Raw genomic sequence first — 24,312 nt, forward strand, 5'->3', positions numbered from 1 at the left:
GCCATGAGCGCCGTCCTCTCGCCCCGGGCTGACACGGTGATGGCCCGAGGCGCGCAGGCCTTGAGCATGAGCGATGTGGCGAGCCAGTCCTGGGCGCGCTGCATCGAAGCACACGGCCTGCGCCCGGACGGCCGGCCGCGCCCGCTGTGCTATGACGGGGCCTTGCTGGCCGAGCGTCAGGCGCGACTGTCCGATCTCGTCGCCTGCGCACGCCATGAGATGACCACGCTGTTCCAGCAGCTGGCCGACCCGTTTTCCACCGTGGTGCTGACCGACACCGACGGAATGATCGTGCACATGGTGGCCTCGCCCGAGTTCGGGCGGGACCTCGACGACATGGGCTTTCGCGTGGGGGCCGTCTGGAGCGAGGCGCAGGCCGGTACCAACGGCATGGGCACCTGCCTGGCGGCCAACCGGGCCGTGACCATCCATCGCGAAGAGCACTTCTTCCCCCCTTTCCGATCGCTGACCTGCGCCGCCGTGCCCCTGGTCAATGCCGAGGGCCAACCCGCCGGCGTGCTGGATGTGACGAGCCGTTCGCTCATGCCTCAGCAGCATGTGCTGGTCCTGCTCGACATGACGGCCCGCATGATCGAGAACCGCCTGCTGGACCGGTCCTTTCCGCACGCCTGCCCGGTTCACTTCCATACCCGGCCGGAGTTCATCCACACCCTGCATGAAGGCCGGCTTGCCGTGGCGCCGGACGGCCAGATCCTGGCGGTCAACCGCAGCGCGCTCTTCCAGCTCGGGCGAACGGCCGCCATGGACCTGATCGGCATGCGGCTGGACGAGGTGTTCGAGACGTCGCTGGACGACCTCATCGAGCGCAGCGCCCAGGCGTCCTTCCATCCGGTCGTCACCTTCAAGGTCAGCGGCTCGAACCGGTACTTCGCCCTGGCCCGGCGGCCGGCGGGTGTGGAGCCGTCGTCGGCGACATCCCGGCGAGCCCTGGCTCCACGCGACGAGTCCTCCTCTGCGTCGGCGCCGCACCCGCACGCCACCGTGGGGCAGAAGCTGGGCGACCCCCGGCTGATGGGCCATTGGCAGACCGCCTGCAAGGTGATCAAGAAAGGCATTCCCGTGCTGCTGCACGGCGAAACCGGATCCGGCAAGGAGGTGTTTGCCCGGTTGGTGCACGAGCACAGCCCGCATGCGTCCGGCGAGTTCGTGGCCGTGAACTGCGCCAGCATCCCCGAAAGCCTGATCGAGGCCGAACTGTTCGGCTACCGCGCCGGGGCCTTCACGGGTGCGCAGCGCAGTGGCCGGCGTGGCAAGGTGCTGCAGGCCGACAAGGGCACCTTGTTCCTGGACGAGATTGGCGACATGCCGTTGGATCTGCAGGCACGCCTGCTGCGCGTGCTGGATGAGCGGCGGGTCACGCCCCTGGGATCGGAAGAGGCTCAGGACGTGAGCTTTCAGCTTCTGAGTGCCAGTCACCGGGATCTTGCCGAGCTGGTGGCCCAAGGCCGCTTCCGGGAAGACCTCTACTATCGCCTCAACGGCATCGAGCTCAGCCTGCCCGCACTGCGCGAGCGCAGCGACCGGCGCGCCCTGATCCTGGGCATCCTGGCCGAAGAGGCCGGGGCCGAGGTGCGCCTGAGCGCCGAAGCGGACGCCCTGCTGATGGGCTACGCCTGGCCCGGCAACGTGCGGCAGTTGCGGCACGTGCTTCGCACGGCGGTCGCCCTGATGGACGGTGTGACGGTGTTGCCCGAGCACCTGCCGTTCCTGCAGCGCCAGATGCCGGCCACATGCCAGCCTGGTGGCCTGGTGTGGGCCGCTCCCGCAGAGGCCATGCCGGCTGGCGGGGTGACGCAGGAAGACGCAGCAGGTGCCATGGACGTGGACGCCGATGCCGACGAGGACATCATGGCGACACTCAATCCCGTTCAGCTTGGCGAGCGGGAGGCGCTGCTCAAGCTCATCGAGCAGCACCGCTGGAACGTCAGCCGCGTGGCCAAGGTGCTGGGAATCAGCCGCAACACGCTGTACCGCAAGCTGCACCGCCTCGGCATCCCGGTCGCTTCCTGAGCGTTCCCATTCTTCCGATCTGAGCCCGGCCTCGCAACCGATGTTGCGGGGCCTTTGTCTTTGGCGCGCCCCCCTTCGGCCCGCTCCCGCGATGCGCTGGCAAAGAAAAAAGGCCGATGCCGCGGTGTGCGGCATCGGCCTGGTTGAACGAGATTGGCCGGTGCTGGCTCAGTTGCTCAGCTTGTAGCCCACCTCGCCGTGCGAGGAGACGTCCAGGCCGTCCACTTCCTGCTCTTCGTCGATGCGCAGGCCACCGCACACCACCTTGGCCACCATGAAGGCGACCAGGCTGGTGACGCCCGAGTACAGGATGCTGAAGCCCAGCGCACCCGTTTGGTAGGCCAGTTGCGTACCCAGGTCACGTCCTTCGGCGAAGCCCACACCACCCAGGGCCGGCAAGGCAAAGATCGGGGTCAGCAGGCCGCCCACGATGCCACCGACGCCGTGCACGCCGAAGACGTCCAGCGAGTCATCGAGCTTCATCAGCGGCTTGAGCACATCCACCGCCCACACGCAGATCGGCGAGACGATGAGGCCCAGCACGATGGCCCCCATCGGCCCCACGAAGCCGCAGGCCGGGGTGATGGCCACCAGGCCAGCGATCGAGCCGGACAGCAGACCGAGCAGGCTGGGCCTGCCACGGTGCACCCATTCCACTGCCATCCAGGAGAGGGCGCCGGCGCACGATGCGAGGAAAGTGTTCACCACGACCAACATGGCAAAGCCGTTGGCTGCCAGGGCGCAACCGCCACAGAAGCCCAGCCAGCCCACCCACAGCAGCGACGCACCGGTCATGGTCATCGTCATGTTGTGCGGTGCCATGCTGGTGCTGCCCCAGCCGAGGCGAGGGCCGACCATCCAGGCCGCGACCAGCGAGGCGATGCCCACGTTCACGTGAACCACGTTGCCGCCTGCAAAGTCCTGCGGGATCAGGCCGGCAACCCAGCCGCCGCCCCAGGCCATGTGCGCCATGGGAACGTAGTTGATGGTGAGCCACACCACCATGAACACCATCACCGCCGAGAACTTCACGCGTTCTGCGAAGGCCCCGCAGATGATGGCCGGCGTGATGGCGGCAAACAGCGTGAGGAACAGGAAGTACAGCAGCTCGGGCACGGTGCCTTGCAGCGAGTCCACGGTGATGCCGTTCATGAAGAACTTGCTGGTGCCGCCGATGAAGGCCTGCAGACTTCCTCCGTCGACGAAGGTCAGGCTGTAGCCATAGATCGCGTACAGCAGCGCCATCAGGCTGGAGACGGCAAAGACCTGCATCAGCATGGACAGCACGTTCTTGACGCGGGTGAGGCCTGCGTAAAAGAGCGCCAGGCCCGGTAGCGTCATGAGCAGGACGACCAGGCTGCACACGAAGACAAAGGCCGTGTCGCCGGTGTTGAGCGTGGGTGTGGGTGCCGGAGCCTGGGCCAGGACGGCCGTGCTGAAGGCAGCAAGCGCGACGGCGGTGATGCCGCGCCGGACGAGAGAGGGTGTGGACATCGGATGCTCCATATTGGGCAACTTGAGGGGAGCGAGGGGCAAGCCGGTGCACCGGTCATGCCCCACGGGTGTCGAATGCGGACCCCGCTGGTGCGTTCTGCGGGAGCGCCAGTCGGTCTGTCGCAAGAAGCGCGCCGAGCGGCGCACCGCAAGGATCCGGAGCGGCGCCTCAGAAGGTGCGCTTGATCGAAGCCACCCACTTGGCTGCAGCCACGTTCACGCCAGAAGGGTAGGTGTAGAGGACGGTGTCGCCCGTCGTGTCGATCCAGGCGAGCGAGGCGAGCCAGCCCGCACCCAGGTCGCGCGACACGCCCACCTTGTAGTCGGAGAAGTTGTACTCGCTGCTGCCCTTCACCGATTGCCGGCCCGCATGCAGATTGGCCGTCCAGCCTGGCAGGAACTCGTAGTTGATGTTGGCTTCGATGTAGTCCGAGCCCTTCGAGTCGGCGCGGTAGCCGGACTTCTCGTTCACGCCGAAGTAGTCACCGATCGTGCGGGAGTACTTCAGGTTCAGCATCTTCCAGGTGATGCTGCCATACGCCTCCAGCGTGTTGAGGCTGACGTTGTTGGTCAGCTTGCCGCGGGGAAAGGTGAACTGAAGCAGGCCGACGTCGTAGGTGAAGTCGCCCGCCGACGCGGTGTAGCCACCGTAGTAGTCGACTTCGGACACGGCACCCCCCAGCGGCTCGCCGCTGACGCTGCTGGCCCAGACCCCGAGATACAGGCCGCTCTGGTGCGCAAAGTCAGCGCCGCCCTGTACGGCTGCGCGACCTTGCGAGTACGTCATGCCGCGGAACACGTATTCGCTCACCAGGGCCACATTGGTGGTCAAGGTGTAGGGCGCGGTTTCGGCACCGGCCAGGAGGGGCAGTGCCAGAGCACAGGCGGCGGCAACTCGCGTCAAGCGAGGGGTAGAGGACAAGGCCATGAACATCTCCAAACTCAAGCCAGAACAGAGGGAAGGGACTCAGCGGGGCGTGGCGCCACCGTGCGCGGTGCACGGTTTCAGCGGAACACGATGGTCTTGTTCTTGTGAACGATCACGCGGTCTTCCAGATGGAAGCGCAGGCCCCGTGCGAGCACGGCCTTTTCGATGTCCTTGCCGTAGCGGACCAGATCGCTGATCAGGTCGCTGTGGTCGATGCGGATGACGTCCTGCTCGATGATGGGACCCTGGTCCAGATCGGCCGTCACGTAGTGGCAGGTGGCGCCGATGAGCTTCACGCCGCGGTCGTGCGCCTGGTGGTACGGCTTGGCACCCACAAAGCTCGGCAGGAAGGAGTGATGGATGTTGATGATGCGGCCGGCATAGCGCTCGCACATCTCGGGCGACAGCACCTGCATGTAACGCGCGAGCACCATGAGGTCGGCCTGCGCGGTGTCGAAGATGTCCATCACCTGGCGGTAGGCCTGCGGCTTGTTCTCCGGCGTGACGGGCACGTGGTGGAAGGGGATGCCGTGCCACTCGACGAGACCGCGGAAGGTCTCGTGGTTCGAGATCACGCACGGGATGTCGACCGGCAGCTCGCCGGCATGCCAGCGGCCGAGCAGGTCATAGATGCAGTGCTCCTGCTTGGAGACCATCACCACCATGCGCTTCTTCGCGGCGGAGTCCGAGATGGACCACGTCATGCCGAAGGACTTGGCCAGCGGCTCGAAGGCAGTCCGCAACTGCGCCACGCTGCAGTTGAGCGAATCGGCCAGGATCACCTGGCGCATGAAGAAGACGTTGTCTTCCTGCTCGGCGTGGTGATTGGCTTCGATGATCCAGCCTCCGCGCGCCGTGACGAACTGGCTCACGGCGGCGACGATGCCCAGGCGATCCGGGCAGGATAGGGTGAGGGTATAGGTACGGGGATCAGACATGGTTCGGTTGGCCGGATGCACCGGTCTGCAAGGGGAGGGATAGGGCGGGCTTCAGGACTTCACGCGCAGCTTGTCCGGGTCGTAATGCGGGAAGCGCACGACCTGGGCAGGCAGGCGCTTCTGCTGTCCATCGAGCTTGCCGACTTCCAGTGCGGTGCCGAGCTCGGCGTAGTGCGCATCGACCCGCGCCAGCGCGATCGAGCGCTGCAGAGTCGGGGAGTACATGCCGCTGGTGACGACACCGACCTGAGCGCGACCGACGTAGACGCCATCACCGTGGGCGGCCACTTCGTTGGCCTCGAGAGCCAGGCCCACCAGCACACCACGGGGCGCGGCCTTGCGGCGCACCAGGGCGTCGCGACCGACGAAATCGCAGGCCTTGGTCTTGAGCGGCACGGTGAAGCCGATGCCGGCTTCGAAGGGATCGGTCTGGTCGCAGAACTCGTAGCCCGCGAACACCAGGCCTGCTTCGATGCGCAGCATGTCCAGCGCGTCCAGGCCCAGGGGCTTCAGTCCCAGCGGTTGGCCCGCTTGCCAGATTGCGTCGAACACGCGCTGCGCGTGCCGCGGGTGGCAGAAGACCTCGAAGCCGAGCTCGCCGGTGTAGCCGGTTCGGGAGACCACAACCGGCTCACCCTCGAAGCCGCCGATGCGGGCCGGCGCAAAGCGGAACCATTGCAGTTGCTCGATCGTGGGTTGGGCCGGTGCGGTCCACAGGATCTGGCTGAGCAGCTCGCGCGACTTGGGGCCCTGAACGGCCAGGTTGCACAGCTGGTCCGTGGACGAGCGAACCCAGGCCCGGTAGCCCATTTTCTGAGCCTGTTCCCGCAGCCAGATGCCGGTCACGTCTTCGCCGCAGACCAGGCGGAAGCTGTCGGGTCCCATGCGGAACACCGTGCCGTCGTCCATCATCCCGCCGTGGGGATGGCAGATGGCGGTGTAGACGATCTGGCCGACGGACAGCTTGCCGATGTCCCGCGTCATGCACCACTGCAGCAGGGGCTCGGCGTCGGGGCCGGTGATCTCGAACTTGCGCAGCGCGCTCAGGTCCATGACGGCCACGCCTTCGCGGCACGCCCAGTACTCGGCGACCGGTCCCTCGTTGAGGAAGCGCGTGGGCAGCCACTGGCCCCGGTAGTCCGTGTAGTGCGTCGTGAGGGCCGACGTGGCGGGATGGAAGGGGGTTTCTCGGGTCATGCGAGGCTCGGCATCGGGTGTCATGCGGTGCGCCATGGCGCGAGGGAACTGCAACGCGGCGTCGTAGGTCCGGATGTGGATGTCGGTCGGCTCCCAGCCGTTGGCGGGATCGATGTCATCCGGGCAGGACGAGCTCACGCACAGCAGGTCGGTGAGCGCGCGCATCAGCACGTAGTCGCCAGGGCGTGACCAGGGCTCGTCCAGGTGCAGCTGCTCGTGCTCGTCCAGCGCCGTGTTGTAGAAGAAGTTCATCGCCTCCCACGCAGGGCGCGGGGCGACACCGTATGGGGCCAGGGCCAGGTTGAAGTTCTCGCTGCAGTTGACATGGCCGGGGTAGCCCATGTCGTCGTAGTAGCGGGGCCCGCAGGCCGTGGCAAAGGCATCGTGGCGACCCACGGTGTCCTGCACGAATTCGATCAACGGTGTGCAGTCGCGGTCGAAGGCCTTGGAGGGCAGGCCTGGCGTGGGGTAGCTGCGCCCCAGCAAGGTGCGGGTCACGGTGGCATCCAGGCCCCGGTCCAGCCCACGTTGCACCTTGTCGAGTGCAAAGGCCTGGAAGTCGGAACACTGCCGGCCTTCCACGTCGATGACCTGGATGTACTGCCCCGCCTTGACCACATAGGCCTGGGCTGTGCCCGCGGCAATGCGGATGTCCTGCAGCGGGACTGCGAGGGGCTCGGGCAGCGGGGGTGGCCCGGCGTCTGCAGCGGCGCGCGTGATGTGAACGTCGATCGGCGTAGCCGTGTCGGTCAGGTCCACCGCCATGTCCGGAGCCGGCGCGCCAACCAGAAGCAGTCCGTCGTGCTGAACGGTGAACTCGATCTGTTCACCCGCCGGCGAGGTTTGCGAAAAGCAGGCGTGGCCTTCGATGGATGCGAGCGCCACGCCGCGGCGTGTCAGTGCATCCCGCACGCGGCGCACATCGGCATGCGCGGCATCGTCGAGCATACCGAGCACACAGCGCGGCGTCTCGGGCGAGAGCCCGAGGCCGGCGGGAGCGAACCGCCCCTGTGTGTCGACCAGGGTCACCTCGCCTCGCTGCCCGCCTTCGCGGTTGGTCAGCACCACGGTGTCGCCGGCCTGAACCGGCGCCATCGTGACGCCCTGACCCGCCACCACCAGGCGCCGGCTGCCAGGAGCGTCAGCCGGCAGACCGGGTTGCCGCAGGATGCTGGCCCGCGGCGGGGCCAGAGGGATGGCCGCGTCAGCCATGGGTGCCCGTGCTGGCTTCGCCGTTGGCCAGGTAGGCCTCCAGCGAGTCATCGAGCGCATCCTTCCACGGTGTATGGTGCATCGGCGACTGCTTGCCCGTCATCAGCGAGCGGTACGAGTGGTCGCGGAAGGTCATGATGCTTTCCTTCTTGTGCTGTTCCCACACCAGGAAGGTCTGGATCACGCCTTCGATGTTGAAGCTCGGGTAGTCCGTCGCGTTGATCAGCTGCTGCACGTAGTCGGCCTGGAACCGGATCATCGATTCGTCGGTGGTCAGGGCCTCTTCACGCTTGCGCCAGGCCTGGCTGTCGGCCGTCATCTCGGCGGTGGTGGCCGGCAGAGACAGGCGGCCCATGATCAGGTCGCGCACATACCAGGCTTGCGCGTCGAACATGTTGAAGGTGAAGAACTGATCCTGCATGCCCAGGTAGAACAACTTGGGGTTCTTCTCCCAGACCACGCCCTTGTACAGGCCCAGCGGCCACAGGCGGTTGTCGGTCTTCAGGCGCAGGTCGTCCGGCAGGAAGGGCAGGTAGTGGAGGTAGCCCGTGCACAGGATGATGGCGTCGACTTCCTTGGACGTGCCGTCCTTGAAGTAGGCCGTCTTGTTCTCGACGTGGGTCAGCAGCGGCTTCTGTTCCCAGTTGTCCGGGAAGTTGAAGGGCATGGGCTTGCTGCGGTACGAGGTGGTGATGGTCTTGGCGCCGTACTTCCAGCACTGCGAACCGATGTCTTCCGCCGAGTAGCTGCGGCCGATCAGCAGCACGTTCTTGTCCTTGAATTCCAGCGCGTCGCGGAAGTCGTGGGCATGCAGCACGCGGCCGTTGAAGGTGTCCAGACCGGGGAAGAAGGGCACGTTGGGGGTCGAGAAGTGACCGGATGCCACCACCACGTAGTCGAACAGCTCCGACGTCATGGTGTCGGTCTTCAGGTCATGCGCGGTGACCGTGAATTTCTCGGTCTTCGCGTCGAAGGTCACCATGCGCACGGGCGTCTCGAAGCGCACCCATGGGCGGACGTTGGCTTTCTCGACGCGGCCCTTGATGTAGTCCCACAGCACGGCCCGCGGAGGGTAGGAGCCGATGCCCTTGCCGAAGTGCTCGTCGAAGGTGTAGTCGGCGAATTCCAGGCATTCCTTCGGACCGTTGGACCACAGGTAGCGGTACATGCTGCAGTGAACGGGCTCGCCGTTCTCGTCCAGCCCGGTGCGCCAGGTGTAGTTCCACAGGCCGCCCCACTCCGAGGCCTTCTCGAAACAGACGATCTCGGGGATCTCTGCGCCCTTGCTCGCGGCCGACTGAAAGGCGCGCATCTGGGCCATGCCGGACGGGCCGGCACCAATCACTGCAACTCGTGTCATCTCTCTTCCTTTCCACATGATTCCAGTTGGATTCGAGGCTGCACGGGGTCGGTGTGCAGGCCTCTCAAACTGGGTTCATGGTCGCAAGGAGAGGGGGCGCGTCGCAATTCCCTCGTGGTGCTACGCCAAAGGTGGTAAGGGTGATCCGGCGCTCATTCCTCGGCGAATTCGCAGTGGCCGTTGCCCAGCTCTGCGGCGGCCCTTGCCGCCTTCTGTGCGGATGCAAGCAAGGCATCCGGATCGTTGTAGCGAGGCGATGTGAGGGTGATGCCCACCACCACATCGATGCGCTCGTTCTGCCCGTCCAGCCTCACCGGCTCCATCAGGGCGTCGAGCAGGCCTTGCGCCATGCGCGACACGAGGGGCAGCAGCTCCCTCGCATCCGCGGCCGCGCGAGCCTGTCCCAGATGACGGAAGTCGCTGGTGAGCACCGCGAACTGGTGATGCCCCAGGTAGGCACACACAGCGCCGGGGCCGGCCGCAGGCACCAGTCGACGGGCCTGGAGTGTCAGGGCCTGTTCGAACCGTTCCAGGCCCAGGCGCTCGATCTCGGCGGTCGCCTGCGGAAGCTCGACGAGCAACACGGCGGCCACGGGCCCGCCCATGCGCGTGAGATGCAGGCTCCAGCTCAGCAGGGCATCGAAGATGGCCTTGCTGGTCAGCCCCGTGCGGGCCTCGAACCACATCTTTCGCTTTGCCCGCTCTTCGGCCCCCTTGCGCTCCGAGACGTCGGTGATGAAGCCTTCGACGGCGAGCAACTCACCATGCGAAGAGTAAACACCCCGGCCCTGCTCCCATACCCATCGCACGCGCCCGGTGGCGTCGGTGATGCGGTAGGAGACCTGGTAGGCCGCCCGCTTCTCGACATGCACCTGCACCTGCGTCCAGACGAAGGCGCGGTCCTCCGGGTGGATCAGGCTGGCGTAGGCGAGTCGACGGTTCTCGATCAGGTCGTCCGGCTCGTAGCCGGTCAACTCCATGCATCCGTCGCTGATGAACTCCATCGTGTAGGACGGGTCGTATCGGCAGCGGTACACCATGCCTGGCACATTGGACAGCAGCGTGTTGACGTAGTGGCGTGTCGAGCGCAGCTGCTCGTCGAGTCGCTTGCGGCGGGTGATCTCTTCGAGTGTCACGGCGAGCTTGCCCGATTCCGGCGTCACGAGCGCGCAAGGGCGTGCCCGGAGCATCACCCACACCGGCCTGCGTCGCGCGTCAAGCACGCGCACCTCCTGACAGAACTCCGGCACTTCGCCCTGTGCGACCCGGCGGCAGCCCCAACTCACGCCCGCGGCGTCCTCGGGGTGCAGAAAGGTCCACAGCGACTGCCCGACCGTCTCGGTGCGTGCGCGACCCGTGAGCGTCTCCCAACTCTCGTTGGTGTACTCGATGTGGCCGCCTGCGTCCGCGATCAACAGGCTCAGGCGCAGTTGGTCCAGGACGGTGCCCGACCACGATTCACCCGGCTGCATGCAGCGTTGGCAATGTGCCTGGTTCTGGCCCGCACCTTGCTTGTCCTGCTCGGGCGCCGTGCTGGTGGGCTGCATAGCGGGTTGCCGTGCTCCGGCCCACGCCAGTCCGGCCAAGGCCAGCCCCGCCGTCAGCCATGAGGCCATCGGATGCCACGAAGTCAGCCAACCCGTTGAGATGAAGGTCAGCAGTCCTGCCAGCCCGATGTAGAGCGTGATGATGATGCGAACCTTCACTGAGAGGTGGTCCTTCCCGGTCGAGCGGCCCCGCGTGCCGGTGGCCGTCGTGTCCGCGTGTGCGGTGTGCGTGCTCATCCTGTGGATGCTGGGCATGGCGATGTGGTGGGATCACGCCCGCACGTCGCAGGCGCTGGAGGCTGTTTGCAAGAAGCAGGCCGCGCCCGTTGTGGACGCGTGTGAACTTGCGCCCACGCTGCATGCGCCTTCTGCGCTGCCTGCCTGGCTGCTCAGTGTGGCATTGGCGCTGGTCGGCGCCGGCCTTTGGGCGATGTGGCGGGGTCTGGCGTCGCAGGGTGGCGGGCAGCGCGCTGGTGCCGGGCCGTCGAACCCGCCAGGCACGCCGGGCGATGTGCTCAAGGCCAGGACCCTGTTGCTGATGCAGGAGTCGGGGCGCCTGTTCTGCCGCACGGAGTTGAACGAGTCGACGTTGATCCGGGCAATGCAGTGGCTGCAGGAAGCGCTGGGTGCGGGCACCGTGGCCCTGCGCCTCAGCACGGACGTGCAGCGGCTTCTGGGATGGCGCGCAACGCTCGTCACCCGGCATCTGCCCGAGTGTGCCGGCACGTGGGCGGACGGCGTCTTGCGCAGCGAAGGGCTGGCGCGTGTGCTGCCCGGCCATGACGGTGGCCCGCCCACCATCGTGGTTGCTGTGCAGGGCGAGCGCGGTGCCGTGGGCGTGCTCGCTGTCGAGTTCGCGGCGGGGTTCGATGTGAGCTCGGCGCACCTCCAGGCAGCAGACAGCTTCGCCAACCTCTGTGCCATGGCGATTGCGGGCGTGTGGCGCAGTCACGAGGACCGGCGCATCGCGCTGATGGAAGAGCGTGGCGCCATTGCGGCCGAGCTCCACGACTCGCTGGCACAGGCCCTCGCGTTCATGAAGATCCAGGTGGCGCAACTGCAGCGGGCCATGCAGTCCGAGGAGACATCGCCTCAGGTGAAAGGTGCCGCCGATGACCTGCGCAAGGGCCTGTCGAATGCTTACCAGACGGTGCGCCAGCTGATTGCCGCGTTTCGTGTGCGAATGGGCCCGGGCGGCCTGCGTGAAGCGGTGCAGGAGACGATCGATGAACTGTCCGAACGCAGCGGCATGGACATCGCTTTCGAAGAAGCGCTCGACCTGTGTCCTCTGGAAGTGAACGAAGAGTTCCACGTGATGCAGGTCATCCGCGAGGCCCTGTCCAACACCGTGCGGCACTCGGGTGCTGCTCGCGCATGGGTGACGATCCGGCCTGACCCCAGTCACCACATCACGGTGACGGTGGAGGACGACGGGCAGGGCTTTGGTTCTCCGTCGACGGATGGGCAGCACCACGGCCTGTCCATCATGAAGGAGCGCGCCCGTTCTCTGGGCGGTGAGGTGGAGTTTGGTGAACGCCCGGGAGGCGGTTCGCGCATCAGGCTGGTCTTTTCGCCCGAGCGCCTGCCGTCCCCCACGCACGCGGGAAATGACCGATGACGTCCAGTGTCCTGTTGATTGACGACCATCCGCTGTTTCGAAGCGGCGTGGCCCAGCTGGTTCAGGGGGACCCTGACCTGACCCTCGCGGGCCAGGCGGGCGATGGCCCTGCGGGCATCGCGTTGGCCCTGAGTCTGAAGCCCGATCTGGTGCTCATCGACCTCAACATGAAACAGATGAATGGCATCGAGGTGTTGCGTGCCCTGAAGGCAGCGGGCTGCGCGGCGCGGTGTGTGATGCTCACCGTCTCCGACGATGGCAAGGACGTGCTGGAGGCGATGCGGGCCGGTGCTGACGGCTACCTTCTCAAGGACCTCGAGCCGGAGGAGCTGTGCCTCAACATCAAGCGCGCCGTCCTAGGCAGCACGGTGATCGAGAGCTGCCTTGCCGGCCTGCTGGTGGATGCCTTGAAGGCTCCGCCACAGGTCGATGTGGGAAGCCTGACGGAGCGCGAGCGCGAGATCCTGGGGCTTCTGGTTGACGGCATGAGCAACAAGCAGATCGCCAGGGTGCTGGGCATCGCCGACACCACCGTGAAGGTGCACATCAAGCATCTGCTGCGCAAGCTGAATGTGCGCAGCCGGCTCGAAGCGGCGGTCTGGGGCTTTCAGAACCCGCAGTTCCGACTCGTGCAGGCCCCGGGTTGACGGGGTGATCAGGCGGTCGGTGTCTGCGCCTTGAGGCCCATCACGCCGACCAGGATAAGGGCAATGAACGCCCCCTTGTTCCACGAGAAGGGCTGGCCGAGCACGACGATGTCGAGCAATGCCGTGCCCGCCACGCCGATGCCGGCCCACACGGCATAGGCGGTTCCAGCGGGCAGGGTGCGCATGGCCAGCCCGAGCAGCCCGACGCTGGCTGCAATCGCCACCAACGTCCAGATTGAAGGCCACAGCCGGGTGAAGCCCTGAGAGCGTTGCAGCCCGACGGGCCAGGCGGTCTCGAGCAGACCGGCGAGGACGAGCAGGATCCAGTCAGTGGGCATGGGCGTCGCAGATGGCATGAGGGAAGCGGTCTTCCGCAAGATGCACGCCAGCGCCTTGTGCATGTTTCAGGGAGCTACAGGTGGCCTTCAGGTCGCAACAACCGCAAAAGAACGCCCAGGAAGGCCGGAGTGTGCGGGACGACTGGTGACACTGTGTGCCATCGCACCTTCGCGAGGACACGGCCCGCCCCCAATGAAAGTCATCCGATCACGCGCGCCACTTCGGCTCGGCCTCGCAGGAGGCGGCACCGACGTGAGCCCGTTCAGCGACCTTCACGGGGGTCATGTCCTCAATGCCACCATCGATCTCTATGCCCATACCATTCTGGAGCCGCGGGAAGATGGCAAGCTCGTTCTGATCGCCTGTGATCGGGAGGAACAGGTGGTGCTTGACGCCCACGCGCCGATCGTGGACGACGACCCGCTGCGCCTGCATCGGGGCATTCACCGGCGGGTGGTGCAGGACTTCAACGACGGCAAGCCCCTGTCCTGCACGGTCACGACGTTTGCCGATGCGCCCGCGGGATCAGGCCTGGGCACGTCATCGACCATGGTGGTGTCCGTGCTCCAGGCTTATGCGGAGTGGTTGAAGCTCGATTTGGGCGAGTACGAACTCGCGCAACTCGCTTACCAGATCGAACGCGAAGACCTGGCGATGGCCGGGGGCAAGCAGGACCAGTACGCCGCGGCCTTCGGGGGCTTCAACTTCATCGAGTTCGGCGCAGACGGGCGGGTGCTCGTCAATCCCTTGCGTGTGAAGGCGTGGATCATCAATGAACTGGAGGCGAGCACGCTGCTGTACTACACCGGCCAGTCGCGCGAGTCGGCCCGCATCATCGAGCAGCAGATCCACAACACGCGCGAAGCAAAGGCCGACGCCATCGACGCCATGCTGGCCTTGAAGGCGGACGCGTCCAGCATGAAAGAGGCCATTCTTCGCGGTGACCTCGAGCGTTATCCCGGCATCCTCGGGCGGTCCTGGCAGGCAAAGAAGAGGATGGCGGCCGGGATCACCAATCCGCTGATCGAGCAGGTGTACGAAAGCGCCATCGATGCCGGTGCGCATGCCGGCAAGATTTCCGGCGCGGGCGGTGGCGGTTTCATGATGTTCTTCGTGTCGCCAGCCCAGCGCCTGGACGTCGTGCGCGCGCTGTCTCACTTTCCGGGCGAACTGATGAACTTCCATTTCACCCCTTATGGAGCGCAATCATGGGCGATCGGTTGAGGGAGATGGCCAGTGAGTGGATGGCCGAGTCCATCGTGGTCAAGCAGCGGTTGGTTGAAGACCCGCAGATCCTTGATCAGGCCCTGGAAGTGGCGCAGCGCTGCGCGCGGGCCTGTCGCGAGGGCAACAAGGTCCTCTTCATGGGCAATGGTGGCAGCGCGGCCGATGCGCAGCACCTGGCAGGGGAGTTCGTCAGCCGCTTCAATTACGACCGGCCCGGTCTGGCGTCGTTTGCGTTGACGGTCGACACGTCGGTGCTCACGGCCATCGGCAACGACTACGGGTACGACAAGTTGTTCGAGCGGCAGGTTCAGGCCTGCGCCAGATCAGGGGATGTGGTGGTCGGTCTGTCGACGTCCGGCAATTCGGTGAACGTCATCAAGGGTCTGGACATGGCGCGCGCCATCGGGGCTTACACGGTCGGCATGACGGGCGAGAGTGGGGGACAGATGAAGGACAAGGTGGACGCCTGCCTGTGCATGCCCTCGCGCGCGACCCCGCGCATCCAGGAGTGCCACATCCTGGTCGGCCACGTGATCTGCGGGCTGGTCGAGCAGATCATGTTTCCCAAGGATTGAACATGGCGGCCGCATTCGAAGCCATCGTGCTGGCGGGCGGTCTGGGCACCCGCCTCAGGTCAGCCGTTCCTGATCTGCCCAAACCGCTCGCACCCGTGGCGGGCCGCCCCTTCCTGGATTACCTGCTCGGGCATCTGGAGCATGTCGGCGCGCGGCACGTCATCCTGTCCATTGGCTACCTGGGCGAGCACATCGAGGCACGCTATGGTGGCCGCTTCGGCAGCGTCGAAATCTCGTACAGCCGCGAATCGGCTCCACTGGGCACAGGTGGGGCGCTGCGGCAGGCGCTCTCCTTCAGCGCCGGCGCTTACACCCTGGCGCTCAATGGGGACACGCTGCTGGAATGCGACCCGTGGCCTTTCATCGTCGCCACGGCGCGGACCCACAAGCAACTCGGGATTCTGACCCGCGACGTCGAGGACACGGGGCGATATGGCCGTTGCGAGCTCTCGAACGACGTGGTGGTCGGTTTCGGGCTGAAAGAGGCGACGGGCCCCGGCCTGGTCAACGCTGGGGTCTACTGCCTGCGACATGACCTCTTCGAGGGGCATGCGCTGCCCGATCGTTTTTCGTTCGAGCATGACTTCATCGAACCCCAGCTTGCCCGCCTGAAGCCCTATGGCGCGCGCGTCCGTGGCTACTTCATCGACATCGGTGTGCCAGAAGACTTCGAGCGTGCCCAGCGGGAACTGCCGCTGCTTCGCTGGTGACATGGCACGCCCCCTGGTCATCCTCGATCGCGATGGCGTGGTGAACCACGACAGCCCGCTGTACGTGCGCAGCGCCGAGGCCTGGACGCCGATCGATGGTGCCATCGAGGCCATCGCGACCATGTGCCGTGCGGGGTACGACGTTGTCATCGCCACCAACCAGGCCGGCGTGGCGAAGGGCCTCATTCCGGTCGCGGAGCTCGACCAGATGCACCGCAAGCTGGAAGCCCTGGTGGATGCGGCCGGAGGACAGATCGCCCGCATCTACGACTGCCGCCACCATCCGGATCACGGATGCGGATGTCGAAAGCCCCAGCCTGGCATGTTGCTGAAGGCCTGCCTCGACTTTGGTCAGCGCCCCGAGGCGGTCTGTTTCGTGGGCGATGCGCTCACCGACATGGTGGCGGCCGCGCGTGCTGGTTGCCAGCCTGTGCTGGTTCTGACCGGGAAAGGGCAGGCGACACAGGCGCTGGCCGAATTCGACCCGACGATACCGGTTCTCGGCTCGTTGGCAGAGGTGCCGGGATGGCTGGCGAGGCGTGGTGACGCAACGCTGCGCTGTCCTGACATCCGAACGGACGGCCTCAGAAGCTGTACCCCACCGCCAGCACCCCCGTGACCGTGCCCTTTTCGCCAACAATGGGGCTGTGTCGCGCGTCGCCGACCAGTTCGGAGTGCGACACTGCCCCGGTGAGGCTCCACTCGGGTGTCAGCCGGTAGAAGAGGGAAACGCCGAGGCGAACGTCCTTCAACCCGCCGCTCGGTGAATAGGCGGCCAGACCGCTGCGAGTCGACTGGGCGGCGGTGATGCCGAAGTACTCCTGCAGATGTTCGCCATTGGCCCACGTCGTGGCCAGCGTGGTCGCAACGCGCAGGGCCGGCGTCACAGTGGTGCTCCAGCTGGCGCCGACATCCACCAGCAGCCCCTTGCGGCTGTTGCCGCTGCCGTACCGCAGCGACGAACTGAAGGTCACCTGGCGCGCGGGGCTGAAGTTGTAGAAGGCGCCGATCTCCGGGCGAGGGTCGATGTCACCGAGCCCCTCCAGCACGGCGCTGCGCCGCTCCTTGCGGCCGAAGTCCGGCGTGATGCGCACCCCATATGCCTTGTCAGGGCTGGACGACGCGTTGTAGCCCACGCCATTGAGCCCGCCCGCAAAGAAACCGTTTGCCCACTGGTACTCGATGCTCGGCAACAGGCGCACGCGCACCTCGTCGGAACCCTGGTACTCGCGGCCCACCAGCACCGCCGCGCCCGCGATGCCGCCCTCCGGTGCACCGGGTGGGGTGACACGCCGATAAAACTCCGATTGCGCATGCGCCAGGTTGCCCAGGCCAACGAGGAGAAGGGCGGAAAGGAGGTGGCCAGTGACTTTCATGATCTTGTCTTTCCGGGTGGCAGACGGCCAGTGGCCCAACATGCGGGCGTGAATGAATGGTCGCATCGCGACCGACGGGTCATATTAACCTGACTGCCGTGAGAAGGAGGGATTCGACACAGCCCGGCATTCTCCGCAAGGGCCGCCCCGGTGTCGTGAGCGACCCCTTCGCCGTATGATCAAAAACGCCGGCCCTTCCTGCCCTCGCCATCCCGATGCCCATGACACCACCTGAATCGACCGACGCCCCGGAAGCCCTCGCCTGGAGCGACGCATTCCTGCTGGGCTTCGACCCGATGGACCATCTCCACGAGGAATTTGTCGACATCGCGGGGCGTCTGCAGGCCGCCGAGGACGCGGCCTTGCCCGTGCTGCTGGACGAGATGGCCCGCCACCTCGAGCAGCACTTCCAGATGGAAGACAAGTGGATGGAGGAGACCGACTTCCCGCCCCGAGGCTGCCACATGGACGAGCACGCCGCCGTGCTGAAGTCCGTGCACGAAGTGCAGGCCGAGTTGGCCGCGGGGAACGTCGAACTCTGCCGTGATCTGGTCGATCACCTGGCCACGTGGTTCCCCGGCCATGCCGACCACCTGGATTCGGCCCTGGCGCACTGGATGTCCAAGCGCCGCTTCGGCGGCAAGCCTGTGGTGCTGCGTCGCGGCCTGACCTTGCGCTGACGCTCCAGCGGGCGCAAGACGCACAGTTTCTCCACCCCGCGACAGCGCTTCCCCGCGACATCGAACCCGCATATACTTCGCATGCGAAATAAATGCGAACCCTGTCCGGAGTGCGCCTCGTGGCCCAGAAGCCCCGTCTGATCTTCCTGCTCAACACCGCCCAGCGCCACCTGCAACAGTGGATGGCAGGGCGTCAGGCGCAACTTGCCGAGCAACTGGGCGCGACCGTGCCGACGCCCGCGCAGGCGGGCGCGCTCTTCATGCTGGCGAAAAGCGACGGTGCCACCATGGGCGAACTGGCGCAGGCACTCGACCTCGAGCCGCCCGCCGTGTCCGGTCTGGTGCAGCGCATTGAGGCGATGGGGTGGGCCGAACGGCGCGCCTGTCCGGACGACCGCCGCACACAGCGCGTCTGGCTGCGCCCGCCGGGGCAGGCCCTGTTGCCCGCGCTGCGCGAAGGCACGGCGCGCGTCAACCGTGCACTGGCCACCGGCTTCACCGACGACGAACTCGCGACCGTGGTGCGCTGGCTGGAGCACGTCCGCCGCCTGCCGTTTCCTCACGACCAGGAATCCTGACATGTCCACCCCTGTTCAAGCCCCTGAGCGGGTCGAGATCACCTGCGCGGACGGCACTGTGCTGGCCGGCCACTTCGTCACCGCGGCGCCCGGTGTGGACACCGGCCGCCCGCTGCCGGTGCTGGTGTGCCCGGCCACCGGCGTGCGCCAACAGTTCTACCTGCGCTTCGCCGCCTGGCTGGCCGAGCACGGTCACGATGTGCTCGTGTTCGACTACCGCGGCGTGGGTCTGTCGCTGCAGGGGCCGCTGAAAACCTGCCGCGCAACGCTGGCCGAATGGGGGCAGCAGGACCAGGTGGCCGCGCTCGACTGGCTGCTGGCGCGCACCGGCCAGCCTCAAGTGCTGCTGGTGGGGCACAGCGCAGGCGGGCAGATGATCGGGCTGTTGCCCAACCACGACCGCATCGCAAGGGTGGTGGGCGTGGCGGCCTCGACAGGCTGGTTCAAGGGGATGCGGCCGGGCTTCCGGATGCAGGCCAATCTGGCGTTCAGGGCCTTCATTCCGCTCGGCATCCGGCTCAAGGGCTATGCCCCGTGTTCGCGCCTGGGCCTGGGTGAAGACCTGCCCGCTGCGGTCGCCACGCAGTGGGGACAGTGGTGTGCGGCAGGCGGCTATGCCACCAATGCGGTCAAGCGCCAGCCCGATCGGGATTTCCATGCGGCGGTCCGCACGCCCGTGACGGTGTTCCATGCCACCGACGACGACATTGCCACACCGGCCACGGTGGCCGACCTGATGCGCACCTGGCCCCAGGCCGACAAGCGGGTCGTGCGTGTCTCCCCGCGCGAGCATGGGCTGAAGGCCATCGGCCACATCAACTGGTTCCGCTCGTCGCACCAGGCGCTGTGGCCGCTGATCGGGCAGGCGCTGCGGGGCTGAGCCCTCACGTCACGATCGCCACCGTGCTGGCGAACACCGGCTCGAGTGCAGCCCGCGCTGCCACATCGAAGCCCAGGGCTTGGCCTTGCACCATGGCCAGCGCCTCCGCCGACAGACGCAGCGATGGCGAGCCCGTCTCGTGCAGCCAGAGCAGGTAGCTCGCCCAGGCCTTGATGGTGCTGCCCAGCCGCACGGTGGCCTCGTCCAGGGCGCGCTGCACGTCGTCGCTCAGGTCGAGGGCCGTCAGGGCACGAAGCGTCTGGCGCAGGCCTTGTCGGTGCACGGCGGCGGCGTTGAAGCCGGACACCAGTTCCTCGGGGGTAGGGGTGTGCGGCACGAAGGATGCAACGTCCAGGCAGTCGTACATCACCTGCGACGCAACCCGCACCGGCGCCCGGGAGGCACAGAAGCGAAGATCCGGCGCCGCGTCGGCATACACCGTGCCTGTTCCGCCCCATCCGGCCGCCACCATGGGCCGCACGGTGTGCAGGGCTGGCATGCCGTCGGTCTTGTCTGCCTCGGCGCGCTCGATCACCAGCAGCAGGTTGGTCTCGTCCGTCACCAGTTGGTAGCGCTCGGCCAGGCCGCGGGCGGCGTCGCGGTCGGGCGTCAGGCCGATCTCGCGCGCGGCCACCAGGCGCGCCACCAGGTCGTCCTGGCGCACCGACAGCGCGGCGTGCATCGCAGGCAATTCGGTCACCTTCAGCGCGGGGGCCTGGGCGGGTGGCGCGGGCAAGCGCAGGAAGACATGCAGGGTCTCGCCAGCCACCACGCGACTCGGCACCGGGCTGCACCACAGCGGCGTGGCATCGGCCAGGACGCGCGGCTGCACCGGCCAGGCCAGTCGGATGCGGGCAAGCAGGCGCTGCACGGCCGCGGCCATGTCCTCGTGGGGTGTGGCGAACTCGCAGGCGCCGCCGGTGGCTTCGGCCATCTCGCGCAGCAGGCTCTCCGCCGGGGCGCTGCCCACGCCCAGGGCATAGACGCGGTGGCCGCTGCGGCGCGCGTCGTCCACGATGCGCTGCGCATCCCACACCTCGCCATCGGTTATCAACAGCACGTCGGCCTCGGCCGCGCCATGCACGGGCTCCATCGGCAGGGCAAATGTGTCCTGCAGTGCCTCGGCCAGCTCGGTGCCGCCCAGGTCGGCCTCCAGCGCGTCGATGTGTTTGCGCAGGGTGGCCACATGGCGCGGCGTGCCCGCCACGGGCCGCAGCCCCCGCTCGGTGTGGCTGCCGAAGCGGCTGAACGACACCTGGTCGTCGGGCGTGAGCCGCGCGGCGAGCGGGCGCAGGGCCGCACGCGCCTGGTCCATGCTGTCGCCGGCCATCGAGCCCGAGCAGTCCACCAGCATCTTCAGCCGCAGCGGTGTGGGGGCCTGGGCCGGCAGTGCGGGGCAATAGCTGGCAATCAACGCGGTGTGGCCCGCGCCGCTGCGGGCATCGGGCCCGGCCAGCGCGAACGAGTGGCCCGCCAGCCCCTCCAGCAGCAGCACGAAATCGCGGTCGAGCCAGGCCCGGCCCCGCAGCGACACCGTCACGGCGTGGCCGTCGTGTTGCTGGGTGATTGCGTGCGTGGGGCTGCCGATGCGGGCGCGTGCCACCGCACCGCGCAGCGTGACCGAGAGGCGGAACCCATGCTCGGCCATGAGATCGGAGGAGGGCACCTGATCGGGTTTGAGTCCGCCCTGGCCGACGGCGTCACCGTAGCGGGGCGCGATGGTGGTCGGCACCACCAGGCGGATGCGGTCCTGCTCGAAGGCCAGCATCTGCGCATAGCGCAGCTCGACGACGGCCTCCTCACCTGGCTTCAGGCTGCCCAGCGCCGCGCTGAACAGGTTGCCCTCGACCTTTTCAACCATCACGGGCGCGTCACCGCTTTCCACGGCGTCCTCGTAACGGTCGCGGGCGTCCTGGCGCGCCATGACCTGACCGCTCATGCGCTGGCCACCGAGCGTGGCCTCCAGGCCCGTCAGCACGGCACCCCACGCCAGCGGGAAGGTGTAGACCACCTCCATGTTCTCGGCCGTGGTGTTGCGGAAGGCCTGCCGCAGCGTCATCGTCAGCAGCAGCCCGTCGAGCTCGCCCTGGGCCTGCACCGATTGCAGCACCGGCGCCGCAAACCCGCCGCGGGTGCTCAGGGTGGGGTGTTCAGTCTTCATGGTCTTCCTCCTGAATGTCTTGCCATGCAGCCAGCACGGCCCTGGCCAGTGCGCGCAGCTGCTCGGGGGTGGCCTGCGCGGCGTCGGGCGACACCTGCAGCTCGATGCCCGGCGCGATGCGGATGTGGCTGCGCACCTCGACGGCGCCAAAGGCGTGCGGGCGCGGGGGCACCGCAGGCGGCTCGCCCGACAGCACCTCGCGGATGCGCTCCAGCGAGATGCCTGCCTCGGTGAGCTGCCGGATGCGCAGCAGCGTGTCGAGGTGGGAGGACAGGTAGTGCGCGCCGCGCTTTTCCCCCTCCGGGCGGGCCAGCAGGCCCTTCTGGATGTAGTAGCGCACCGTGCGCCGGGAGCAGCCGGACAGGGTGCTGAGCTCGTCGAGGGTGAAGGTTTGCGTCGTCACGCCACCAATATATGACACCATGACTGACATTTGCAAGTGTCTTAAAACGCAGGTGAGCGCAGTGCATATCCACCGTATGGACGATGAGTCACGCATCCGGAGGCTCATCGCATGAGCCTATCGGCCGGCATGATCGCGCTTCGGCAAGCCGGCCATGCCCGGCGGCTGTCTCACGTCACTGCCCTCGTTCCACTCCATGAAGAACTCGATCGACAACCACGTCCTGCGCGAAGAACTGATCCGCCACGGTTTTCAAGACATCACGAGCGTGAACCGCAGCACCAAGTCGTGGCGGCTGAAGCATCCGGCGATGACGCACTGGGTTTCCGTCAAGCTCGCGGCAGACCCGTCTCGTGCGATGACGTCCGATCCGCTCGTCCTTCACCCGGATGACGCGGATCGACTCAAGTCGGCCATGCCGTTGCCCGGTGTGTCCGTAGGGGACAAGCCCTACAAAGGCAGCAGCACCAAGTACGACGGTGTGCCGGGCTGGGCATTTTCCGTTGAGAGCGTCGACGCCCTGGGCCGTGCCTTGGGCGTGCTGATGCCAGGCGGCAGCGCCTCGGCGTGAGCCTCACGGCGCCCATGTCGCCACCAGGAAGAAGATCACCTCCACTGGCATACTTGATCGGTTTTGCCTGTGAAAGACGTCCGGTTTCCGTATGAATCAACAAGCCCTGTCCGCCTTCATCTGGTCGGTCGCCGACCTCCTGCGTGGGGACTACAAGCAGTCCGATTACGGCAAGGTGATCCTTCCTTTCACGGTCCTGCGGCGCCTCGACTGCGTGCTCGAAGCCACCAAGCCCGCCGTGCTGGCCGAGCTGGAGGCGAAGTCCCGACTGGGCGTGAACCCCGAGCCGTTTCTGCTGCGCAAATCGGGCCACAGGTTCTACAACCAGTCGCCGCTCGACATGCCCAAGCTGCTGGGCGACCCCGACAACATCGCCCACAACCTGTTCACCTACGTGCAGGGCTTTTCGGCCGATGTTCGGGACATCTTCGACCACTTCGAATTCCAGGCGCAGACCGAGCGCCTCGCCAAGGCCGGCCTGCTCTACCAGGTGGCCGAGAAGTTTGCCCAGATCGACCTGCACCCCGACAAGGTCAGCAACGCCCAGATGGGCCTGGTCTTCGAAGAGCTGATCCGCAAGTTCGCTGAAATCTCCAACGAGACCGCCGGGGAGCACTTCACCCCGCGCGAGGTGATCCGCCTGATGGTGGACCTCATCTTCATCGAAGACAACGACGTGCTGAGCCAGCCCGGCGTGGTGCGTACCCTGTACGACCCGACGGCGGGCACGGGCGGCATGCTGAGCGTGGCCGGCGAATACCTCGCCGCCATGAACCCGAACGCCCGCCTGACGGTGTACGGCCAGGAGCTGAACCCCGAGTCGCACGCTATCTGCAAGGCCGACATGCTCATCAAGGGGCAGGACGTGGCCAACATCGCCTTTGGCAACACGCTGAGCGACGACGGCCACCCGCACATGAAGTTCGACTACATGCTGGCCAACCCGCCCTTTGGTGTGGAGTGGAAAAAGGTCGAAAAAGAAGTCCGCAAGGAACACGAGCAGCGCGGCTTTGACGGCCGCTTTGGCCCCGGCCTGCCGCGCGTGTCGGATGGCTCCATGCTGTTCCTGCTGCACCTAATCAGCAAGATGCGCCCCGCCAAAGACGGCGGCAGCCGTTTCGGCATCGTCCTCAACGGCTCGCCCCTGTTCACGGGCGGGGCCGGGAGTGGTGAAAGTGAGATCCGCCGCTACGTGCTGGAGAACGACCTGGTCGAGGCCATCGTGGGCCTGCCCAACGACATGTTCTACAACACGGGCATCGGCACCTATGTCTGGATCATCAGCAACCGCAAGCCGGCCGCCCGCCAGGGCCAGGTACAGCTGATCGACGCCAGCGGCATGTGGCAGAAGATGCGCAAGAGCCTGGGCAGCAAGCGCAAGGAACTGAGCGACGCCCACATCGAGCGCATCACCCAGCTGTTCGGTCGCTTTGAAGAAGCCAGCGACGAAGACGGCAAGCCCATCAGCCGCATCTTTGCCAACGAGGCCTTTGGCTACCACACCATCACCGTGGAGCGCCCGCTGCGCGATGCCGAGGGCAAGGTGGCTCTGTTCGAGAAGGGCAAGCAAAAAGGCAAGCCCCAGCCCGACTCCAGCCTGCGTGACACCGAGAACGTGCCCCTGACCGAAGACGTGGGCGAGTATTTTCAGCGCGAGGTGCTGCCCCATGCGCCCGACGCCTGGATCGACCCGGACAAGACCAAGGTCGGCTACGAGATCCCGTTCAACCGGCACTTCTATGTGTTCAAGCCACCGCGCCCGCTGGCCGAGATCGATGCCGACCTCAAGCGCACCACTGACCGCATCCTGGACATGATCAAGGGGTTGTCAGCCTGACGT

Annotated in this window: 22 protein-coding genes; 12 read left to right on the forward strand and 10 right to left on the reverse strand. The window is 66.5% G+C overall.

What is annotated here, in order from left to right:
• The first annotated feature begins 3 nt into the window (after nt 1-3).
• Nucleotides 4-2,031, forward strand: a complete 2,028-nt coding sequence (locus Q0Z44_RS05180) for a sigma-54-dependent Fis family transcriptional regulator (protein WP_298011077.1) — start codon at nt 4-6, stop codon at nt 2,029-2,031.
• Between the two features lie 168 nt (nt 2,032-2,199).
• On the opposite strand, the gene Q0Z44_RS05185 is transcribed toward Q0Z44_RS05180, so the two are convergent.
• From Q0Z44_RS05185 to Q0Z44_RS05210, 6 genes are all read right to left on the reverse strand, one after another.
• The gene (locus Q0Z44_RS05185) at nt 2,200-3,525 is read right to left on the reverse strand and encodes an ammonium transporter (RefSeq protein WP_298011078.1); all 1,326 of its coding nucleotides are present in this window, start codon (nt 3,523-3,525) and stop codon (nt 2,200-2,202) included.
• Between the two features lie 169 nt (nt 3,526-3,694).
• On the reverse strand, nt 3,695-4,453 hold the full coding sequence (locus Q0Z44_RS05190) for a TorF family putative porin (protein ID WP_298011079.1): 759 nt from the start codon (nt 4,451-4,453) through the stop codon (nt 3,695-3,697).
• A 77-nt stretch (nt 4,454-4,530) separates the two neighbouring features.
• Nucleotides 4,531-5,391 (reverse strand): formyltetrahydrofolate deformylase, encoded by an 861-nt coding sequence (purU, locus tag Q0Z44_RS05195; RefSeq protein WP_298011080.1) that lies wholly within the window; start codon nt 5,389-5,391, stop codon nt 4,531-4,533.
• Nucleotides 5,392-5,442: 51 nt separating this feature from the next.
• Entirely contained in the window at nt 5,443-7,800 is a 2,358-nt protein-coding gene (locus tag Q0Z44_RS05200; protein WP_298011081.1) for an aminomethyltransferase family protein, read from the reverse strand.
• Entirely contained in the window at nt 7,793-9,160 is a 1,368-nt protein-coding gene (locus Q0Z44_RS05205) for an NAD(P)/FAD-dependent oxidoreductase (protein WP_298011082.1), read from the reverse strand. Before Q0Z44_RS05205 ends, Q0Z44_RS05200 begins: the two co-directional genes overlap by 8 nt.
• A gap of 152 nt (nt 9,161-9,312) precedes the next feature.
• Nucleotides 9,313-10,866, reverse strand: coding sequence for a PAS domain-containing protein (locus Q0Z44_RS05210; protein ID WP_298011083.1), 1,554 nt, complete (start codon nt 10,864-10,866; stop codon nt 9,313-9,315).
• Between Q0Z44_RS05210 and Q0Z44_RS05215 the strand changes: the two genes are divergently transcribed.
• Together Q0Z44_RS05215 and narL are read left to right on the forward strand one after the other, a co-directional pair.
• Entirely contained in the window at nt 10,847-12,325 is a 1,479-nt protein-coding gene (locus Q0Z44_RS05215; RefSeq protein ID WP_298011084.1) for an ATP-binding protein, read from the forward strand. The two genes, Q0Z44_RS05210 and Q0Z44_RS05215, sit on opposite strands and share 20 nt — an antisense overlap.
• Nucleotides 12,322-12,972: a two-component system response regulator NarL gene (narL, locus tag Q0Z44_RS05220; protein ID WP_298011085.1), complete on the forward strand. Its 651-nt coding sequence runs from the start codon at nt 12,322-12,324 to the stop codon at nt 12,970-12,972. Before Q0Z44_RS05215 ends, narL begins: the two co-directional genes overlap by 4 nt.
• Nucleotides 12,973-12,980: 8 nt before the next feature.
• Here the strand turns inward: narL and Q0Z44_RS05225 are convergent, their stop codons facing one another.
• Nucleotides 12,981-13,310 carry a multidrug efflux SMR transporter gene (locus Q0Z44_RS05225; protein WP_298011086.1) on the reverse strand — a complete coding sequence of 110 codons (330 nt, stop codon included), beginning with the start codon at nt 13,308-13,310 and terminating at the stop codon, nt 12,981-12,983.
• On the opposite strand from Q0Z44_RS05225, the gene Q0Z44_RS05230 reads away from it, so the two are divergent.
• The 4 genes from Q0Z44_RS05230 to gmhB are packed head-to-tail and all read left to right on the forward strand — an operon-like array spanning nt 13,309 to nt 16,442.
• Complete coding sequence (locus Q0Z44_RS05230; protein ID WP_298011087.1) at nt 13,309-14,535, forward strand: dehydrogenase; 1,227 nt, start codon at nt 13,309-13,311, stop codon at nt 14,533-14,535. The genes Q0Z44_RS05225 and Q0Z44_RS05230 overlap by 2 nt on opposite strands.
• Nucleotides 14,520-15,113, forward strand: coding sequence for a D-sedoheptulose 7-phosphate isomerase (locus Q0Z44_RS05235; protein ID WP_298011088.1), 594 nt, complete (start codon nt 14,520-14,522; stop codon nt 15,111-15,113). The genes Q0Z44_RS05230 and Q0Z44_RS05235 overlap by 16 nt, the downstream gene beginning before the upstream one ends.
• A 2-nt stretch (nt 15,114-15,115) precedes the next feature.
• Nucleotides 15,116-15,823, forward strand: coding sequence for a nucleotidyltransferase family protein (locus Q0Z44_RS05240; RefSeq protein WP_298011089.1), 708 nt, complete (start codon nt 15,116-15,118; stop codon nt 15,821-15,823).
• Between the two features lies 1 nt (nt 15,824).
• Nucleotides 15,825-16,442: a D-glycero-beta-D-manno-heptose 1,7-bisphosphate 7-phosphatase gene (gmhB, locus tag Q0Z44_RS05245; RefSeq protein ID WP_298011090.1), complete on the forward strand. Its 618-nt coding sequence runs from the start codon at nt 15,825-15,827 to the stop codon at nt 16,440-16,442.
• On the opposite strand, the gene Q0Z44_RS05250 is transcribed toward gmhB, so the two are convergent.
• Nucleotides 16,408-17,199, reverse strand: coding sequence for a MipA/OmpV family protein (locus Q0Z44_RS05250; protein WP_298011091.1), 792 nt, complete (start codon nt 17,197-17,199; stop codon nt 16,408-16,410). The genes gmhB and Q0Z44_RS05250 overlap by 35 nt on opposite strands.
• Before the next feature lie 221 nt (nt 17,200-17,420).
• Between Q0Z44_RS05250 and Q0Z44_RS05255 the strand changes: the two genes are divergently transcribed.
• The 3 genes from Q0Z44_RS05255 (at nt 17,421) to Q0Z44_RS05265 (ending at nt 19,337) form a co-directional block, all read left to right on the forward strand.
• Nucleotides 17,421-17,879, forward strand: a complete 459-nt coding sequence (locus tag Q0Z44_RS05255) for a hemerythrin domain-containing protein (protein ID WP_298011092.1) — start codon at nt 17,421-17,423, stop codon at nt 17,877-17,879.
• Between the two features lie 92 nt (nt 17,880-17,971).
• Entirely contained in the window at nt 17,972-18,457 is a 486-nt protein-coding gene (locus tag Q0Z44_RS05260) for a MarR family transcriptional regulator (RefSeq protein ID WP_298011093.1), read from the forward strand.
• A gap of 1 nt (nt 18,458) precedes the next feature.
• Nucleotides 18,459-19,337: an alpha/beta fold hydrolase gene (locus tag Q0Z44_RS05265; protein ID WP_298011094.1), complete on the forward strand. Its 879-nt coding sequence runs from the start codon at nt 18,459-18,461 to the stop codon at nt 19,335-19,337.
• A gap of 4 nt (nt 19,338-19,341) precedes the next feature.
• Here the strand turns inward: Q0Z44_RS05265 and Q0Z44_RS05270 are convergent, their stop codons facing one another.
• Nucleotides 19,342-21,498: a VIT and VWA domain-containing protein gene (locus tag Q0Z44_RS05270; RefSeq protein WP_298011095.1), complete on the reverse strand. Its 2,157-nt coding sequence runs from the start codon at nt 21,496-21,498 to the stop codon at nt 19,342-19,344.
• Nucleotides 21,488-21,901: a helix-turn-helix domain-containing protein gene (locus tag Q0Z44_RS05275; RefSeq protein ID WP_298011096.1), complete on the reverse strand. Its 414-nt coding sequence runs from the start codon at nt 21,899-21,901 to the stop codon at nt 21,488-21,490. The genes Q0Z44_RS05270 and Q0Z44_RS05275 overlap by 11 nt, the downstream gene beginning before the upstream one ends.
• Before the next feature lie 196 nt (nt 21,902-22,097).
• Here Q0Z44_RS05275 and Q0Z44_RS05280 point away from each other — a divergent pair, with 196 nt between their 5' ends.
• Entirely contained in the window at nt 22,098-22,472 is a 375-nt protein-coding gene (locus Q0Z44_RS05280) for a hypothetical protein (RefSeq protein WP_159099046.1), read from the forward strand.
• A 91-nt stretch (nt 22,473-22,563) separates the two neighbouring features.
• Nucleotides 22,564-24,309, forward strand: a complete 1,746-nt coding sequence (locus Q0Z44_RS05285) for a class I SAM-dependent DNA methyltransferase (protein ID WP_298011097.1) — start codon at nt 22,564-22,566, stop codon at nt 24,307-24,309.
• Nucleotides 24,310-24,312: the final 3 nt, after the last annotated feature.

Origin of the sequence: uncultured Aquabacterium sp., assembly GCF_947366995.1 — a bacterium.
In the GTDB taxonomy this organism is placed as follows: domain Bacteria; phylum Pseudomonadota; class Gammaproteobacteria; order Burkholderiales; family Burkholderiaceae_C; genus Aquabacterium.